At 45.4% G+C, this 16,647-nt stretch carries 11 protein-coding genes; 5 read left to right on the top strand and 6 right to left on the bottom strand.

Annotation, left to right across the window (positions count from 1 at the left end; all coding sequences use genetic code 11):
- Positions 1-469: 469 nt before the first annotated feature.
- The gene (gene pulA / locus VEA_RS20450; protein WP_006740818.1) at positions 470-4,459 is read left to right on the top strand and encodes a pullulanase-type alpha-1,6-glucosidase; all 3,990 of its coding nucleotides are present in this window, start codon (positions 470-472) and stop codon (positions 4,457-4,459) included.
- Between the two features lie 99 nt (positions 4,460-4,558).
- Here the strand turns inward: pulA and VEA_RS20445 are convergent, their stop codons facing one another.
- From VEA_RS20445 to VEA_RS20425, 5 genes are all read right to left on the bottom strand, one after another.
- A complete protein-coding gene (locus tag VEA_RS20445) occupies positions 4,559-6,175 on the bottom strand; it encodes an endonuclease (protein WP_006740819.1) in 1,617 nt (538 codons plus the stop codon).
- Positions 6,176-6,506: 331 nt separating this feature from the next.
- On the bottom strand, positions 6,507-8,120 hold the full coding sequence (locus VEA_RS20440) for an alpha-amylase family glycosyl hydrolase (RefSeq protein ID WP_006740820.1): 1,614 nt from the start codon (positions 8,118-8,120) through the stop codon (positions 6,507-6,509).
- 120 nt (positions 8,121-8,240) lie between these two features.
- Positions 8,241-8,747: a hypothetical protein gene (locus VEA_RS20435; RefSeq protein WP_006740821.1), complete on the bottom strand. Its 507-nt coding sequence runs from the start codon at positions 8,745-8,747 to the stop codon at positions 8,241-8,243.
- Between the two features lie 318 nt (positions 8,748-9,065).
- Positions 9,066-9,875: a MalM family protein gene (locus tag VEA_RS20430; RefSeq protein WP_006740822.1), complete on the bottom strand. Its 810-nt coding sequence runs from the start codon at positions 9,873-9,875 to the stop codon at positions 9,066-9,068.
- A 100-nt stretch (positions 9,876-9,975) separates the two neighbouring features.
- Entirely contained in the window at positions 9,976-11,247 is a 1,272-nt protein-coding gene (locus VEA_RS20425) for a maltoporin (protein WP_006740823.1), read from the bottom strand.
- A 446-nt stretch (positions 11,248-11,693) separates the two neighbouring features.
- Here VEA_RS20425 and glgX point away from each other — a divergent pair, with 446 nt between their 5' ends.
- The 4 genes from glgX (at position 11,694) to VEA_RS20405 (ending at position 16,374) form a co-directional block, all read left to right on the top strand.
- Positions 11,694-13,664, top strand: a complete 1,971-nt coding sequence (gene glgX / locus VEA_RS20420; protein WP_006740824.1) for a glycogen debranching protein GlgX — start codon at positions 11,694-11,696, stop codon at positions 13,662-13,664.
- 160 nt (positions 13,665-13,824) lie between these two features.
- Positions 13,825-14,469, top strand: a complete 645-nt coding sequence (locus VEA_RS20415; RefSeq protein ID WP_006740825.1) for a recombinase family protein — start codon at positions 13,825-13,827, stop codon at positions 14,467-14,469.
- Positions 14,466-15,650, top strand: a complete 1,185-nt coding sequence (locus tag VEA_RS20410; RefSeq protein WP_006740826.1) for a multidrug effflux MFS transporter — start codon at positions 14,466-14,468, stop codon at positions 15,648-15,650. The genes VEA_RS20415 and VEA_RS20410 overlap by 4 nt, the downstream gene beginning before the upstream one ends.
- A 79-nt stretch (positions 15,651-15,729) precedes the next feature.
- Positions 15,730-16,374 carry an START domain-containing protein gene (locus VEA_RS20405; protein ID WP_006740827.1) on the top strand — a complete coding sequence of 215 codons (645 nt, stop codon included), beginning with the start codon at positions 15,730-15,732 and terminating at the stop codon, positions 16,372-16,374.
- A gap of 16 nt (positions 16,375-16,390) precedes the next feature.
- On the opposite strand, the gene VEA_RS20400 is transcribed toward VEA_RS20405, so the two are convergent.
- Positions 16,391-16,600 (bottom strand): DUF3955 domain-containing protein, encoded by a 210-nt coding sequence (locus VEA_RS20400; protein ID WP_006740828.1) that lies wholly within the window; start codon positions 16,598-16,600, stop codon positions 16,391-16,393.
- Positions 16,601-16,647: the final 47 nt, after the last annotated feature.

Here is a 16,647-nt window from a genome sequence, read left to right as displayed (position 1 = left end):
CGACTACCTTCATTATATAACGACCACTTAGCGAAAATCTGAAGCTTGCCAAGACTTAATGGCGCTATTTTATTCAATATCACTGCAACTTATTTTTAATTAAAAAATATCACTGCGAATTTTATAGAACTTAATCACGGTTTTGGGGCTGAGATATTCTCCTCCCCTATCATCCCCCCTTGCTCCTCCTATAAAAATTTACATTTTAATGATGTGCAGAAGCTCTCACTATGCGTCTGTTTTATTATTTAATTTGTGAACAAAATCGACTGTGACAGAAAATTTTCACTTGTAAAAAACTTAACTGCCTGCTCTCACATTTTGCTGATGATTCAGTGTATTAGCATCTAGTTGAACATTTCCTTTTTCGGCATCTGCCTTTCTAGCGTGTGCGAAACCTTCTTGATGACTGAGTCAGCGAAGGCAGCGCGCAGCTCAATATCAATTCAATAACAATGGATTTGTAAACGTGGACAATAAGACATTTAAATTATCAACAATTGCCAAAACCGTACTGCCTTTGATTTCCGTCGCAGTCATCAGCGGTTGTGGTAGTGATAGCACGAACGAAGATACGACGAACCCAGGCTCAGGCTTGTACCCTGCGGGAGAGAACGAGGTCGTCATTTATTACAAACGCGATGTGGCGTCCGCTTCAACGGCCAGCGACTACGAAGGTTGGGGCTTGCACCTGTGGAACGGTGAAGGCTGTACCAGCACAGATTTAGACGCAATGGGCATTCCTGGCACAGGAACGGATTGGTCGGCACCGCATCCATTCGATGGCATCAACGACACCTACGGTGCTTACTACGTACTGAAAGTGAACCCAGATGCCTCTGACCCACACGAATGCATGAACTTCATTCTGCACAAAGGTGATGAGAAAGCATTCGGCAGTGCAAACTCAAAAGTGGAGCTGACGAAAATCGGCGAATCTAAAGGGTTGTTTGGCTTCCACGGCAGCAGTGAGCTTTACTACGAGCCAATCGAAGAACGCCCTGTTGATATTGATGGTCAAAAAGCGCATTGGCTAGATGCCAACACCATCGCGTGGGAAGCGGTGGCCAATGCGGATTCCATGAAGCTGTTCTACAGCCTCAGCAACGACATTAAAATGGATGAAGACAAGCAAATCTCCGGTGGCACGGCGGTTGAGTTGACGAAAGCAGGTGATTTATCTGATGGTCTGAAATCACGCTTCCGTCACCTTGCTAGCCTCCAAGCTGCAGGCATTGATGTCGATGACGCGACTCTACGCACGATCCTGAAATCACAAATCGTTATGGTAGCTTACAACGCAAATGGTGACGTCATTTCTGCAACTGAAGTGCAAAAGCCGGGCGTTCTCGATGCAGTATTTGCCGATTCCAAGGCAGGTAACGCGATTGGTCAAGAACTCGGCGCAATTGTGGAAGGCGGTGCCGCAACCTTCAAACTATGGGCACCAACTGCCCAAGATGTTGATCTGATAATCTACGATGAAAACTTAGCAGAAGAAGCGACCGTTGCCATGACGGAAGACCCAGCAACAGGTATCTGGGTTTCTGAGGCACAAAGCAACGTTGTCAACAAATACTATCGCTACCAAGTTAAGGTATACCACCCAACAACTGGCGTCGTTGAAACGCGTTTGGTAACAGACCCATATTCAATGAGCTTGTCTAAAAACTCGCGATACTCGCAAGTGGTTGATTTAGATGATCCAAGCTTAATGCCTCAAGATTGGAAAAACTACGCACGCCCAATGGTTAAAAAAGACGAAGACCACGTCCTTTACGAGTCACACATTCGTGATTTCAGCTTTAACGACAGCAAAGGCACGCCAAGTCTTGATGGCAAATATCTTGCCCTTACAGAATCTGAGCGTGAGTCTGTTTCTCACTTACAAGCCTTAAAAGATGCAGGCCTAACAACGCTGCATATCCTGCCAGCATTTGATATTGCAACCGTGGATGAAGACGCTGACCAGCGAGTCGATATCACCGACACCGTGGGTAAACTTTGTGGCATCAAGCCAGAAGCCTCCATTTGTGAGACCGAAGATGACGGCAAAGTGATTGAAGAGGTATTAAATAGCTACGACCCAACAACGGGCAAAGCACAAGCGTTGATGAACGATCTTCGCATGCTAGACAGCTTCAACTGGGGTTACGACCCATACCACTACACTGTACCAGAAGGCAGTTATGCGACCGATCCTAACGGTTCTAAACGTATCCTTGAGTTCCGCGAAATGGTGCAAGCGACGCATAAAATGGATCTGAAACTGGTCATGGACGTGGTGTACAACCACACGAATGCATCCGGTGTGAACGAAAAATCAGTACTGGATAAAATTGTCCCTGGGTACTACCACCGCCTAAACGTCAACACTGGCGGCGTAGAAAACTCAACCTGTTGTGATAACACCGCCACCGAAAACCTAATGATGGGTAAACTGATGGTTGACTCATTGATGGTGTGGGCGGATGACTATAAAGTCGATGGTTTCCGTTTTGACCTTATGGGCCACCAGCCGAAAGATGTCATGGTCTACGCACTTGAAAAAGTCCGTGAAATTGATCCGAATACTTTGTTCTACGGCGAAGGCTGGGACTTCGGTGAAGTTGCGCAAAACGCTCGCTTCGATCAAGCGACACAAGTCAACATGGCGGGGACAGAAATCGGTACTTTCTCTGATCGTCTGCGTGACGCAGTTCGTGGCGGAAGCCCGTTTGATGGTGGTGTAGATTCTGAAGGTAAGCACCCACTTCGCTTCAACCAAGGCTTTGGTAACGCCGCTTACCCGAACGAAGAAACTAAAACTGATGCAGAATCTGTGAATGGCCGCCTACACAACCAAGATCTGGTTCGTCTAGGTATGGCTGGTAACTTAGCTGACTACGTCCTTCTGGATTACAAAGGCGAAACCAAACTTGGTAAGAATGTTGATTACAATGGTGCTCCAGCAGGCTACACAAAAGTGCCATCAGAGAACATTTCCTACGTGTCTAAGCACGATAACCAAACGCTGTGGGACAACAACGCTTACAAGATTGCGACAGGTACTTCATCTGCTGAACGCGCACGAATGCAGTCTGTATCACTATCAACGGTGATGCTAGGTCAAGGTATTCCGTTCATTCACATGGGTTCTGAGCTATTGCGCTCTAAGTCAATGCAGCGTGACTCGTACGATTCTGGTGACTGGTTCAACCGTGTATTCTTCGATGGAAGCGACAATAACTGGAACGTTGGTCTACCACGTGAAGACAAAGACGGTGCAAACTGGGAGTTGATCAAAACCATCGTCGGTGACAGCACGGCGAAACCAGACTCAACGGACATCGAGCTGACTAAGCAACAATTCCTAGAGCTACTAAAAATCCGCAGTACAAGCGAACTGTTCCGCTTAGACACCGCGCAAGAAGTGATGAACCGTGTTGACTTCCGCAACGTAGGGAAAGACCAAGTGGAAGGCTTGATTGTGATGTCTATCGACGATGGCACATCAGCAGGTGCCGATTTGGATTCGAACTACGATGCGATCGTGGCCGTTGTGAACTCAACATCAACTGAGAAATCTTTCAAAGTTGCTGGCGCTACTGGTTTCGAGCTGCATGAAGTTCAACAAAACTCTGCGGATGACATCGTGAAAGGTGCAAGCTTCGCCAATGAAACATTCACAGTACCAGCACTGACAACAGCGGTATTCGTACAGCCACAAGACGGCGCGCAAGGTGCAGGCCTACCAGTAAACACGGATAACAAAGACGTATCGAGCATTCCTCCTTACGGCGAAACTGTGGTTTACGTCAAAGGCACCATGAACGAGTGGTCAGATAGCAGTGACTGGGCGATGACCTTTATTGGCAACGGCATGTACTCTGTAACTGGCGTTCTTGAAGCAGGTGAACACGAGTTCAAATTTGCGGACTCAGGATGGGCAAATCCAAACATCGGTTGTGATGCTGCGGATTTGGCTTCTGGCTCACTAGACTTAGGCTCTGCGGGGAACTGTACGTTGTCTGTCGCTGAAACTGGTAAGTACAACTTCACTCTGAACGCGTTACATGTGCAAGATGAAAGCGTAGAAAAACCTGTCGTTTCAGTGACCAAGTCAGCAGATGCACCAACGTTCGGTGAAAGAGCACTTTACCTACGTGGCACTATCACCACATGGGATACGCCAGCGCAAGACTCAACTGCGAAGTTCAGCTATGTAGCAAATGACGTTTACTCGCTAGACATTGACCTAGCGGCGGGCAACTACGAGATGAAAGTGGCGAGCGCAGACTGGGCAGCAGACACCAACTTCGGTGGCGAAGGCAGTGTTGAGCTTGGTAAAGCGCTAACGATGGAAGTCGGTGGCGGTAGTGCAAACCTGAAAATTGCGATTGCAGAAGCAGGAAATTACAACTTCCACTTCAACGCGGCTGACAAGTCGGCGCCAATCGTGACGGTAACGAAAAACTAGTTTCATTTAAAAACATCCGTAATGAAAAAGGGGAAGCATCACGCTTCCCCTTTGTTTTTTTGGCGTCACTAAATGGTGGATACCAAAATCAAGAAGGTGTTAGTTTCCCCAAATCTGTTCAACAAACTCAGGGTGATCAATGAATGGATTGCGATTGCCCTGAAACTCAAACACTTGTTGATTGCGGTTTTGTTCTTTTTCACTAACAGGATCATTTTTGTGCCAACGTTTCAGCATGTTTAACACCCAAGGTTCAAAAACCGTTGAACTTGAACCATCAAGGACAGCATCCGCATTGCTTGAATTGCCTTCCCAGTTACCTACTACATTTTCATAGCGGGTTGCCATGTAGAAATAGGCACGAGCAAAATCGCCTTTAAACTCATCGATCGGCTCAAACACCGTACCGGAATAACCTAGGCCAGTGCTTGCTTGACCAAGTTTAGAACCATTACTAGACACGTACGTCGCGGTGCCCACTTCACCAAATGGCCAGTTACTGCGCTTCGCATTCACATAGCCATCGGTCGCAAACAAATGGTGACCATCTGAGTTCATCGGCTCAACTTTGCCGCCAAACCAGCTTTTCGGGAACGAGTGTTCACGGTTGTAGCAATCCCCTTCTTGGCTGTATTGACCACATTGGTCTGTCACTTTCGTGAAGCTGATAGCATCAGTGCCCGCAGGTTTCTCTGAATACATATCGAGAATAGAGCCATCATTTTCGTAATAACGATCAATATCGGCATCTTTTACCAAGGTCCACACCGCAGAATAACCTCGGCTAGTGTGGTTGTTGATGATGTTAAACAGCGCCGTTTTTAGAGCGTAGCCCGTCTTGCCAGACGCCGCTTGGTAGTAACCATCAACCACTGGTGGGGTTGAGGTTGAGTCACCTAACGTAAAGTCGGTGGTTTCGCTTTTCGAGAATTCAGCGCCAGAAGCAAGAGTCTTATCTCCCACCTTCAACGCGTAAGACCCCGAACCATTGCCACAGCAAATGCCGTCGCCATAGCTGTCTTGAATCGTAAATTGGTAGTTACCATCGGCTAAACACATGGTCTTTTCAACAGTGGTTGACGACTCATACCCCTGACCAGAGAAAAGCACTTGCGCTTGGCTATTTTTCAACTCCCAGCTAGTTTCTGAGCCATAGTTGTCCGTCGTGAGTGTAAGAACCACTTCATGATCACTACAGCTTTCTACAGGAGGTTGTGTACTTGTCTCGGTCGGTTGAAAATTATCGACGTAGACAACTTCTGAGCCATCAAACCCGGCCTCATCATAAAAACGCAACCCGACATTGATGGTCTTGTTCGAACTCGCAGTATAGTTATGCGCCAGCTCTTGCCACTGGTTTACCTGCTGCGGATCTGAGTAATTGTGATAACCATCAACCACCAGACGTGCTTTTACATTTCCTTCGGTGTGATAAACCGAGACAGAAAACGGATAGGTTTTCCCTTGCTCCACATTAATGGTTTGCAAAAGGTCAGTGTTGCTTTGGGTACCTGTATTCACGACGACTTGAGCAGCCAGGCCGCCCGATTTGATTTGTTCGCTGCTTGGCGACACCGCGATGCCAGCGTCAATCACTGACCACTGCGTAGGCGCACTGCCATTCCACTGTTCAAAGTCACCATTGAGAATTTGGCTATATGCAAGCGGAGAGCTAATAACAGCAAGAAGACAGAGGGGTTTCGTTATGGATTTCATTATACTTTTCCATTAGTTATGTAAATCCCAAACACGATAAACATATTAGTAAGGCATAAGTAATCCTTCAGTCACATTTTTACGTTGCACAAGTGTTAATTTACTTTTTAATGTGCAGCTTATCTCACAAATATCCATCTGCTGAAAACAAATGCCAATACAAAAAGCGAAGCAACTTGTTGGCTACATCGTCGTAAAACCATTAAGGGAAAAGTAAAACAGACAGAAAAAAGCCAAGTGTGCGCCCATGGGGGTCAGCAACAACACTTGGCTTGTTTATAAGAAAGCTTGTGGTCAGCTCAACTGGTGAGCATCAATTCTGGATAATTCCTTAAGGTTTTACCGCAAAGAATCGTCCTTGTAGTGGCGACATCAGAATCTGATATTGACCATTGCTCGGAGTAATTTTTTCATTCGTGAGCAAATCCACCAACTCACCAGTACCAACACTCTCCTGAGTAAGAGTGACGGTTCTCGCGCTCTCTAAGGTATTTAGCGCAAACAAGACTTTGTCTGTACCAGATTGTTTCAAGTCCAAATAACTGCCGTTACTCGCAACTAAATTCGTGCGTGACCCCTGATACAATGCTGGGTGCGCACTGCGCATCGTCATCAGCGATTTCACGTAAGCTTTGAGATCGGCTTGGTTTGCGTCAAGTGTCGCCGTCACACCTTCAATTTTTGCACTGCTGCGCGCAACGTGATCATCGCACAAACCTTGAATGGCGCAGGTGTTGTTGTCTTCTTTTGCGGCAAAACCATCCACTTGATCCCCGATTTCATCGCCGTAGTACAGCGTGATTGGCCCAGTGTAGGCAGCTTGGAAGGCAAACGCAGCTTTATGGCGTAACCAATATTCTGCATCATTCACATCCGCCAAGTTTCCGCGTTGCAACAAGTCACCAAAGCGCACTAAATCATGGTTGCCGATCATCAAATTCGGTTGCGCATGCGTTGGATATTGGTTGTGTGTGCTGTAGCCGTTGTCTAGCCAATCCACACCGCGACCACCCACGCCGCTCTCATTCACGGCCAAAGTTTCTACGATGCGATAGCGCATCGGGAAGTCAAATGCAGAGCACAATGCTGGATCGCTGTTCGATCCATACGCCTCATTCGCGATCTCAGACTCCCCTTTCCAAATCTCTGCCACCATGTAACCCAACGGATTCACTTGTTCGCCTTTGCTATTGGTGTACGTGACACCTTGCGAGGCTTCATCGACAGCTTTACGAAGTTGTGTCCAAGCGTCTGTCGGAACTTGATAGGCTTGATCTAAACGCCAGCCGTCAATTTTGAGTTCTTTGATCCAATACGTCGCCACCTCTTTGTAGAAATCGAGACTGGCCGGATAATCAACCGGGTTGCTTGATCCAGATGGCAGCAAACCGGAAGGTGAGGGTTTGATCAAGCCATCTTTGTAATGACCAAATACGCCATCAAAAAATACGTACAAACCACGTTTGTGTGCTTCTTCAACTAGGGTTTTCGCGGTCGCTAAATCACCAAATTTTGGGTCGATCTTAAAGTAATCTGTAGCAAAATAGCCCGTGGCATCCAAACGATCGGCCCAGTGATCTTGTCCTGCTATCGCTTCAGACTCAAAAACTGGCGTCAACCAAATCGCGTTCATCCCTAAATCTTGGATGTAATCGAGTGAATCAATCACCCCTTGCAAATCGCCATTATGATGACTGGTGCCATAGCCCGTACCGTGACCAATGCTCGCATCGCCATCCACAAAACTCTCGACCATGATTTGATAAGTACGAAGTTGGTTACTTTGCGCCATGACATTGGCTTGGCAAGCATAACTGGTATCCGGTTGCGGAGTGCTGCTATTAGTATCGCCACCACCAGAAGAATTACACGCAGATAAAGCACCAATCATACTTAATGCAAGCAGCGATCGATACAGGCGATGGTTACGTCGAACGTTACGCATTTTATTCTCCCTAACTTACTCAAATTAAGTAAAAAAAGTTGAGTAATAAAATTAACCCCAACATGCTTCCCATGTAGGGGTTAATAAATAAAAACAGATTTTAAATAACTGAATGGAATATTATTGACACTTATTTACCATAACATGAAGCGGTTTGCCTTTTCCTTCAAATTGAAGGCTCCAGACATATTTACCATCTTCTTTAATATCAACTGAAGTATCTGTACCGTAACCACCAAATGTTAGTGGTGTTAATTCACCAACGTTCATTCGATTCCCTTTAGCGGTAAATTGTGGGAACCACAACTCGGTCGCATACTGCATTTTGTAGGAACCTACTTTTTCTTGAACTACAGCTTGGTAGAAGTTATTCCCTTTGTAGGTGTATTGACGTTGAGGCACGTGTTTCCAGTCGGAATCCGCAAACGTACCCACCACAAACAGTGGTTTAGAAATTGGTCCTTTCGCCGTGCTATCTGGGTTGTCACACGCTTTCATGAAAGCAACCACTTCGTCTTGAGACATATTCACAACGGGCTCTGCGGCCGCTTCTGGTTCTGCAGTCGATTGACAACCCACTAAGGCAACAAGTAGGGCAGCAGCAAGAGAGGTCTTCATCATGTTCATTTCACGTAATTCCTTTTTAGTATATCCAAAGCAAAATAAACTCAACGTTTAAAAGAAATATTAATCGTTATTAAAATGGAAATATCAAACGCTAAATAAATATCGTCGGATTGCGAATTTAAATTACTTCGAGAAGTTTATTTATTTCCTAAGTACAAAAAATAAGTTAGGAACTGTCAATAATTATTGATCTAACCAATATAAAAAACAAAACAATAAAAATAATTATGTGAATAAGATAACTCTATGTAGGGGTATTTTTTATTGGTTTATATTCTATGAAAAAAGGCCAGCATTTTGCTGGCCTTTTATATTCAGTTATTTTTTATTTACGGCTTTCACAAACACTTGTTGTGCACCTTCAATACCCAGTTCTTTTGCTTCATCGAGCAAGGTGAGTGCTTTCGGAATATCGTTCGCTGCCACTGCCGCTTCAATTGAGCTGTGGTAGTAGCTAGTGAGATCCGTACCTTGAGGAATGTTGTCGTTTTTCGCAACAATCTTGGTATTCACGATATCATTTGCGGATACCGACAAACGGAACTGACCCAGTGGGCTGTGATTCGCTAAAGGGTCTGCAATATCTGGCGGCTGAGTGTGGCGCGCCATGGCGAAGGCTTTTGCAGGATGCAGAACTTGCGTACTGCCTTTTAGATCAGCGGAAGTCGTGTACACCAATACATGCAGATCGTTACCTGTCATGTCTGGAATCACATTGAGATCAAGTACGAATTTATCGTTGTCCAACAGTTTTGCTGGTTCGTACTTAAACTTTGAGAAATCTGCTTGGTAAATGGTTTCTCCTGCCGAGTTCATCACTGCGACATTAGGAGCATAAAATTGAAGTTCTTTACTTACGAATGTCTCTAATTTGATATCGAGACTGCCACGGTTGCCCGGAAGAGCAAACGCTGCAATAGCGCCAGCACTGTTACCATCCAACAGCATTTGGCTTTTATCAGTCAAAGCGAATTCAGTAACCACAGGTACATCAACCGTTACCCATTGAATATCACCCGATTGAGTGATCACTTGTTGCTGACCTTTTGGACTCATCTCTACTTGTTCTACAGACGCACAACCAGTAGCCAACATGCCCAGCAGTACGGGAGCAAGCCATTTTTTCATTACTGTCTACCTCGACTCTTTATTGTTTTTTAAATAAATACAGCCAGATAAGTTCTGGCTGTATCATTCTAGGACAATTTAGGACTTAGTGGTTAGATGATTACCACCAAGCTTCAGCTTGTACACCGAATTGGAACGTATCGTCTGAACGACCGTTGTCAAATGTGTTAGAGTTGTCTTCTTTGTCAGCCGTTAGGTAAGAAGCGTAAACACGGATTTCAGGACGAGCCCAGAAGCTAGAACCAGCAGACCATGCTTGAGCAACAGTTAGCTTACCGTATTTGTTTTCGTCGCCGTCGTTATCATCGATAGCGTAACCAGCTTCGAAGATAGTTTTGTGGTTGTCATCCCATTTGTACATTGGACGAACTACAACAGACATTGTTTCCCACTTGTCTTGGCCAGCCCACATGTCTTCACCAACACCGTAAACTAACTGGTGACCCATTTCCCAGCTGTCACCCATGCCGATTACACCCCAGTTGATTAGGCGGTAACCAGATGCACCGTTATCAGCTTCTGCGCCGTACCAGCTACCGTCGCCGTAGAATGCCATTGTTTTTGAGTAGCCTTCAGTACCGTACTGAAGCACTGTTTTGTTGAAACCAGCGTCTAGACCTTGAGTCAATTCTGCTGTGAACATTACGCCGTTTTTCGCATCTTTAGTGCCGTTTGGCGCAGCGTCAGTTTCGTTAAGGATTGCGTAGTTCAAGCCCATTTCTAGAGAACCGTTGTCCCACAGAGGAAGACCTGCATAACGTACGTCTAGAGTGTTAACGTTTGTATCGCCGCCATCGTTACCTGGATCTGCGATATCGCCACGGTCGTTACGAACCCAAGCGAAAGAAACTTTACCTGGACCAGCTTCGATACCTTCAACACCAGCGCCCGCGCCAGAGATGTTCCAGTAGTAGAAGTCAGAGATATGAATGTCGTGACGTTGGTAGTAGCGCTTACCAGCCCAAAGTGTTGCTTCTGGAGCAAAGTTTAGTAGGCCTTTAGCTTGAACGTTGAATTGACGTAGTGCGAATTGTGCATCGTCAACACATTTCACTTCGCCGTTATCCAAACCACAGTTAGCAGAAGTGCTTTCCCAGTCGTTTGAACCATTAGAAGTCATTGCAACCATAGAGTCTACGTAGAACGTTTTGCCGTTGTTGTTGTAAACTTCTTTACCTAGTTGAATCTCGCCGTAGATATCGCTTTCATTACCTAGACGACCGATCTTGTTCTTTTCGAATGTTAATTGTTGACCACCGTCAGCGTTCACGCCAACGCCAGCACGCATGTAACCGTGGAAATCCACTGCGAACGCAGAACCAGCAGCTAAAGTTGCAGCCACAGCAGCAGCAATTGCACTTACTTTTTTCATTCTTAACTCCATTAAGGGTATTTATAATTCTGTCTTCCCTGCTCACTCTTTTAGGTGAATATAGGCAGTAAAAACACACCTAAAGAAAGAGAGGTAAGATGGGAACGAATCCCCGTTTGTTTCAACAGTTATGAGATTACCCGAGGCGTACAAGGATGACTTCCTCCGCCCCAAACTAATTTAGGGGGGATGAGAAGGGAGTAGAAAATTTACCGAATGGTGTTTTTTCGAGTCAGATCACCAATCTAGGGAGGAATTAGTAAGTTTATTCGGTTTTGAGCCGCTACAAAGTGATAGCCATTTCATATTTTTGACTCTAAGCCGTCACATAAAGTAATTAAATTACATGAATATTTTTATATTTAGGGTGGTTGACCTTAGTAAGACAAAGTTTTTAACTTATAGTTTCCTAAAGGTAGCAATAAATATTAAATAAAGTATCTCCGATGACACGACTTCTCTCTCGCCCTTACCCCTTGGGTGCAACTGTAAATAAAGAAGGTTGTAACTTCTCTATTCACGCACCAGGGAATAAAGACATAAAACTCGCCCTGTTTGCAGACGATGGCAGTTACGCGCTTCATGATTTACCGAATGAATACGCTGACATACGTCATACTTTTATTCCGGATATTAAGCCGGGGCAAAAATACGGTTACCTTGTCTCCCACAAGGAAGAGCCACTATTAATTTCTGACCCTTACGCAAAGTCAATTGATAAAGCCCTCCACTACCACCCTCCCTACTCTCCAGCCAAAAGTTTCGATATGCCGAAGTGCATCGTTATCGAAGATAATTTTGACTGGCAAGATACGGATCATCCGCGTATACCAAGAGAAGAGATGGTGTTGTTTGAGACACACGTCAAAGGGCTTACCCAACTTCACCCAGAAGTTGAGGACAAGCTGAAGGGGCGCTATTTAGGTCTTGCATCACCTAAAATGCTGGCCTTTTATGAACAGCAAAATATCAACACGCTGCAATTGCTACCTGTCGCTGCGTGCATGCATGAGCCTCACCTACTAGAGATGGAAAAGGTCAACTATTGGGGATACAACCCTTATCTCTTTATGGTGCCTGATCCGCGCTATGCAGAAAAAGACGCCGTCACAGAGCTCAAAACAACGATTCGAGAACTGCACAAAAACGGCATCGAAGTGATTCTCGACGTAGTTTACAACCACACCGCAGAGGGGGGGGAAGGGCCTACAATTTTCAACCTGAAAGCGCTCGATTCCCGTTTTTACATCAAACATGGCAACCACTTCGCAAATTACACTGGTTGTGGCAACACGGTCGATCTCACCTATCAACCCGCTTTAAACCTTGTGATGGATACATTGCGCTACTGGGTTAGCGAATTTAAAGTCGATGGTTTTCGTTTCGACTTAGCCGCAACGTTAGGGCGTCAAGGCGATGATTACAACCCAGAAGCAGCTTTCTTTAAAGCCGTTGCGCAAGACCCTATTTTGCGTGAAACCAAATTGATTGCCGAACCTTGGGATATTGGTCCAAATGGCTACCAAGTGGGTAACTTTCCATTTGGTTGGAACGAATGTAATGACAAACTGCGTGATATTTCCCGCAGTTTTTGGCGCGGTGATCAAGGCTATTTAAAAGAGTTTGCCACTCGATTAATGGGCTCTCGTGATATTTATAGTGCAGCGAACTGGCCATACAAACTCACGGTGAATTACATCACGTATCACGATGGCTTCACACTGCAAGATTTAGTGTCTTACAAGCACAAACACAATGAAGCTAATGGCGAAGAAAATCGCGACGGCCACGGTGACAATCGCTCAGAAAACTACGGTGTCGAAGGCGAGACAGAAAATCTGATGATCATCGCCACGCGTGAGAAGCAAAAACGCAACCTTATTGCCAGCTTGCTGTTTGCTTTTGGAATCCCACACATCCTCACTGCTGACGTGCTGTCTCACACCCAAGGCGGTAACAATAATGCCTATTGCCAAGATAATGAAACCAGTTGGCTTCACTGGGGAGAAACGGAGCGTAAGCAACATTTCAAAACGTGGATGTCACAAATGGTCGCCAACCGAAATCAATACATGGTGCCATTTATCCGAGCTTTCAGTGGCGAAAACCGCAATAACAACCGTATTTTCTGGCGCCGTACAGACGGTCGCTTAATGGAGCACGATGATTGGAACCGTTTAAGCTCTGTCGCACTTCACCTTGGTATCGGTAAAGAAGGACAAGAGCTGGTCTATCTCATCAACCAAACTAACGCCACAGCGCGCTTTAAGCTCCCTAATGAGCGAAAGCAAGAATGGGTAACGATCTGCGACACAAACGTACGTAACCTCAACCCAGGGCATGCTGAAGGCGAGGTTTTGCTATCACCTACTTCGATGGTGATTTTGCATTACCACCCGAAATCAGATCAATCATAGAACAATAACCCGGAAAGCTTATATACACGACTTTAATAGTAAAAGACCCGAAGTCCGTTAACGACTTCGGGTCCATTTAGTGTTGTAAGCATTAATGAACCTCTGTATATTTATGAGCCATTACAGTATATGAACCAAATTAAAAAGGCGTATAGTCCATATGGCTACTTATCTTTACACACGTTACTCGCCAAAGAATCGAGCTTATCAAGAGCACCTCGGTGTCCTAAAAGCGTTCGTGCCTGATGCCCAACATTTTGAGGATAAGGTTCGCGGTTGCATGCCTCCAGCAGAACGAGAAGCTTTCCAACAGCTACTCAATATCGTCAAAGCAGGTGATACGATGGTGCTCTGGTGGCTAACGGCATTTGGTCGAGATTTTAGTCAGGCGTTAAATACAATCAAAGTGTTACTAGCAAAAGGGGTCACACTGAAAACCGTTTGTGAACCACTCACATTTGAACCGGATTCTGTTCAAACTCAAACGCTACTCACCGTGTTGTCTGGATATGGAAAAGTGCAGACTGAGCACCGCCTGTTTGCCGCAGAGCAAGGACGGCAAGCCATTAAAGATCAACCAGATTTGTGGAAACAGAAATTTCGCGGGCGCCCAGCAGACAAAACTAAACACCAACAGATCGCAACGCTGCTGTTAGAAGGCTATACGTTGAAGAGTGTTTCGGAGCAGTGTGATGTCAGCCTATCTACCGTAAAACGCGTCAAATCTAAGTTAAATGAAGTGGATGATGAAGGCTGCCTCAGAACACGAAAGCAAAGAGGTTATTCTGATGGTGATCCATCATGAGTCGCCCAATCAACTTTCGCACTATCTTACTCGCCTGTCTTATTATCAGTGTTGGCCAATTGAGCATGGGGCTTGTTATGCCCTCTTTGCCATGGATCGCAAAAGACTTTTCTATCTCCCTTGATCAAACCCAACTGCTCGTGAGTATTTACTTACTCGGTTTTGGTCCCTCTCAGTTCATTTACGGTCCGGTATCGGATGCTTTGGGTCGAAAAAAAGTGCTGCTGACGGGCTTGCTCATCGCGATGTCTGGTCTATTAATGATCATTTTCCTCAGTGACACCTTCACAGGCATGGTGATGGGGCGTTTTCTACAAGGCTTAGGAACTGGGTGCTGCGCGGTACTCGCGAGAGCATCGACTCGAGATAGATTTAGCGGTGATGAGCTCCCTGTCGCCATGTCTTATATCGCTATGGCAGCTTCGATCACGCCACTCATTGCGCCTGTGATTGGCGGCTTTATCAACTTCCACTTTGGTTGGAGTATGGTGTTCATTTCACTGCTAGGTTATGTCTCACTCGCTTGGGTAATCATCGCCTTTAAGTTTACAGAAACCATAGCAAAACGATCTGTTATTCCGTCACCACGCAACATGCTTTTCCAGTATCGAGACTTGGTGACGTCACGTTACTTTATGAGTTTTGCCAGCATCAGTTGGTTAAACTTCAGCCTGATGATAACGACCGTGTCCGTGATGCCATTTATCATGCAAGACCAAATTGGCATGACATCCGATCAATACGCAATGTGGGCACTCATTCCCGCTTTAGGTATGTTAGGCGGCACCACGATTTGTAACCGAGTAAGGCCAATTATCGGCAACAAAAGAATGCTACTTTGTAGTCCATTCTTGCATCTCAGTGCTGCAATATGGTTGTTCTTCTGCCCGGTAGAACCACTGTATTTAATGTTGGGGCAACTATTAATGATCTTAGGTAACGGCATTGCCCTACCTTGCGCGCAAGCCATGGTAATGCAACCCTACAAAAAGCAGGCTGGTGCTGCAGCAGCCATGTCTGGAGGTGGACAAATGATCGTATCCTCATTGGTCAGCTTAACATTGGTACAGCTTGGTTTAAGCCAAGCCTGGCATCTATCAATCGTTATTGTGGTGTTTGCAGCAATAACGCTCACCAATATTCAACGAGGTTTTGGAGCAGAGCAACCTTCAGAACAGTAACGAAAAGACTTACTATTGTTCTTACAATTAAGAACACATCGTATAAGCTTTAGCTAAGGATAAGTTGGCAGGTACTAACATGATGTTGCATTTACGAATTGGCGCACTACTACTCGCCACTTTTATATCCGCTGGCACCACCGCGAAAGCCAACGAGTACTGGCAATTTGATAGTGACGATAACGGAATCACTATCTACTCTCGAGAGCATACCGACGGTTTGGTGGAGATTCGTGCTCGGATGTTCACACCCACCAGCTATGGCGCATTTTTAACGCTACTGGAAGATAGTGACAATATCCCGAACTGGATTGACAATGCCAGTCATAGCCGGGTTTTAAATCAAATATCAGCCACCGAAAACATCGTTTATACCCAATTTACGGCGCCATGGCCTGCAAAAAATCGTGATATGCTCACCTACTCTAAATATTGGGTCGATGAACTTGGGTTCACGATAAAAATCAAAAGCGCACCAGACTCATATCTTGCTGAACAAAAGGGCTATGTTCGCATTCGTTCGGTTGCTGCAACTTGGGAATTACAAAAGCTCACTAATGGCACGACACTCATTGACTACAAAGCGTTTGCTGACCCCGGAGGCCTTTTGCCAATCTGGCTAATCAACAAACTATCAAAACAAAGTGCACGAGCAACATTTAGTAATCTAAGGAAAGAGTTACCAAAATATCAGCAACACTCCCATCCTCAGATAAAGGAGTAAACTTCACGTTTGCTCTTTAATTACGATTACGGTGTTTGAAAAAAGTGCCCACAAAAGAGGCGAAGGCTAACCCTAAAAAGAGCCAAAACAAAGGGATAAACCCAAATGACTCTACTAATAAGCCATTTTCATCTACGTAAGAGCCCTGAGCGTGGTACGCAATTAAACATGCCACACCACTCAAAAACAAAACTATGCTCAGTTTATATTTACGAATAAACCCCATCTAAACCTCAAGCAATCAATTGATATGTTTTCGACATATTGCCACCG

The organism is Vibrio antiquarius, assembly GCF_000024825.1.
In the GTDB taxonomy this organism is placed as follows: Bacteria; Pseudomonadota; Gammaproteobacteria; order Enterobacterales; family Vibrionaceae; genus Vibrio; species Vibrio diabolicus.
The sequence above is the reverse complement of the archived record's forward strand: the minus strand, read 5'-3'. Positions and strand labels throughout refer to the sequence as shown.

What these genes read in the sequence shown, in the direction of transcription:
- VEA_RS20445 (WP_006740819.1), bottom strand. Translation starts at nt 6,175, where the DNA reads ATGAAATCCATAACGAAACCCCTCTGTCTTCTTGCTGTTATTAGCTCT.
- VEA_RS20440 (WP_006740820.1), bottom strand. Translation starts at nt 8,120, where the DNA reads ATGCGTAACGTTCGACGTAACCATCGCCTGTATCGATCGCTGCTTGCA.
- VEA_RS20435 (WP_006740821.1), bottom strand. Translation starts at nt 8,747, where the DNA reads ATGAACATGATGAAGACCTCTCTTGCTGCTGCCCTACTTGTTGCCTTA.
- VEA_RS20430 (WP_006740822.1), bottom strand. Translation starts at nt 9,875, where the DNA reads ATGAAAAAATGGCTTGCTCCCGTACTGCTGGGCATGTTGGCTACTGGT.
- VEA_RS20425 (WP_006740823.1), bottom strand. Translation starts at nt 11,247, where the DNA reads ATGAAAAAAGTAAGTGCAATTGCTGCTGCTGTGGCTGCAACTTTAGCT.
- glgX (WP_006740824.1), top strand. Translation starts at nt 11,694, where the DNA reads ATGACACGACTTCTCTCTCGCCCTTACCCCTTGGGTGCAACTGTAAAT.
- VEA_RS20415 (WP_006740825.1), top strand. Translation starts at nt 13,825, where the DNA reads ATGGCTACTTATCTTTACACACGTTACTCGCCAAAGAATCGAGCTTAT.
- VEA_RS20410 (WP_006740826.1), top strand. Translation starts at nt 14,466, where the DNA reads ATGAGTCGCCCAATCAACTTTCGCACTATCTTACTCGCCTGTCTTATT.
- VEA_RS20405 (WP_006740827.1), top strand. Translation starts at nt 15,730, where the DNA reads ATGATGTTGCATTTACGAATTGGCGCACTACTACTCGCCACTTTTATA.
- VEA_RS20400 (WP_006740828.1), bottom strand. Translation starts at nt 16,600, where the DNA reads ATGGGGTTTATTCGTAAATATAAACTGAGCATAGTTTTGTTTTTGAGT.